This is a genomic window from Polaromonas sp. P1_E3 (assembly GCF_056405935.1).
The window spans coordinates 1-1734 of sequence record NZ_JBFUBD010000503.1 but is presented as its reverse complement, the minus strand read 5'-3'; the positions used below and the strand labels follow the sequence as shown (position 1 = coordinate 1734).

2 protein-coding genes are annotated in these 1734 nt (G+C 64.7%); both read left to right on the top strand.

Annotated features, from left to right (window positions below; translation table 11 throughout):
* Positions 1 to 819 (top strand): dienelactone hydrolase family protein (locus AC1D0Z_RS21045; protein WP_477660104.1); only part of this gene is annotated, 819 nt, incomplete at its 5' end.
* Positions 820 to 1106: 287 nt separating this feature from the next.
* The coding region (locus tag AC1D0Z_RS21040) for a ZIP family metal transporter (protein ID WP_477660103.1) at positions 1107 to 1734 on the top strand (628 nt) is incomplete at its 3' end.

The following is a 1734-nucleotide window of genomic DNA, read 5'->3' as shown; positions in this document are numbered from 1 at the left end:
GCCCTGGGGGTGGGGTATGCCGCCACTGCCATGCCCATCATGGCGCAGACCGCCATCAAGACTTCCTCGGAAGGCCTGAAGACCGGCGAAACCACCTACGAGGTCAACGGCTTCAAGGTGCCAGCGTTCTTCGCGGCGCCTGCCGGCAAGACCAACCTGCCGGTGGTGCTGGTGATCCAGGAGATTTTTGGCGTGCACGAATACATCGCCGATACGGCCCGGCGCTTTGCCAAAGCCGGCTACCTGGCAATTGCTCCCGAGCTCTACGCGCGCCAAGGCGACCCCAGCAAGTACAACGAAATGGCCAAGCTCATGGCCGAAGTCGTCTCCAAAGTGCCCGATGCGCAGGTCATGGCCGACCTGGACGGCGCCGTGAAGTGGGCAGCCGCTAACGGCGGCAATGCCAAAAAGGTGGGCATCACCGGTTTTTGCTGGGGCGGCCGMATCACCTGGCTCTATGCCGAGCAAAGCAAGAATGTCAAAGCTGGCGTTGCCTGGTACGGCCGCCTGGTCGGCCAGCCATCGGCGCTGACACCCCAGCACCCGCTGGACCTGGCCGCCAACCTCAAGGCCCCGGTGCTCGGCCTCTATGGCGGGCAGGACGGCGGCATTCCGCTCACCACGGTCAACCAGATGAAGGACGCCCTGGCCGAAGCCGGCGCCAAGGGCAACAAGGCGGCAGYCGCGTCCGAGTTTGTCGTCTACCCGCAAGCGCCCCACGCCTTCCATGCTGATTACCGACCCAGCTACCGCAAGGATGCGGCAGACGACGGTTTCAAGCGCGCCCTGGAATGGTTCAAGAGTCATGGCGTAGCCTGATCCCCGCCAGCAGGCAGCAAGCCGCCAAGCCCGAAAGGGCCGGCGGCTTTTTTATCGGCAGGCCGCTGCAAGAACGCGCTTCGGGTAAGGCTCTAAACTAGCCGGTCCCATGGCACACCGCCGTGCCCAGTGACTCTTCAAGCCAGCATGAGCCGTGGAACCGGCTTTGCCGGGCCACAGGCGGGCGGCCCCCTCGGGGGGCAGCGACCACACGAAGTGGTGGAGCGTGGGGGCACTATTTTCAATGATTTTGGGCTCCAGCCCTTTAAAGACGAGCGCAAGCAGCTATGACTTTGATAGCAATCCTGATGGGAACCCTGGCCGCGGGCATCGGCAGCGTATGGCTGGCGGCGCTGCTCAGTTTCGGTGTGCTGGCGCGCTACACCCAGCACATGCTCAGCCTGGCCGCCGGCGCACTGCTGGCCACCGCCTTCATGCATTTGTTACCCGAGGCTTTTGAAAGCCAGGCTGGGGCCAAGGAACTGTTTGCCACCTTGCTGGTGGGCCTGGTGTTTTTTTTCCTGCTCGACAAAGCCGAGCTGTGGCACCACGGCCATGAGCACCATGGCGGCGGGCACCATGGCCCCGAAGCGGCCGCGCACGCGCAGCACGACCATGCGGAGCACGTGCACGCCGCGCACGGCCATCACAACCACACGCATGGTGAACCCAAAAGCGGCAGTTGGGCCGTGCTGGCCGGCGACAGCGTGCACGCCTTTGGTGACGGCATCCTGATTGCGTCGGCTTTCATGGCTGATTTGCGCCTGGGGGTGGTGGCCGCCCTGGCGGTGCTCGTGCACGAGGTGCCGCACCACATGGGCGACCTTGTGGTTCTGCGCCAGACCTCCAACAACCGGCGTGCCGCCCTCATCAAGGTGTCCTTGGCCGGTGCCGTCACGGCGCTCGGCGGTGTGG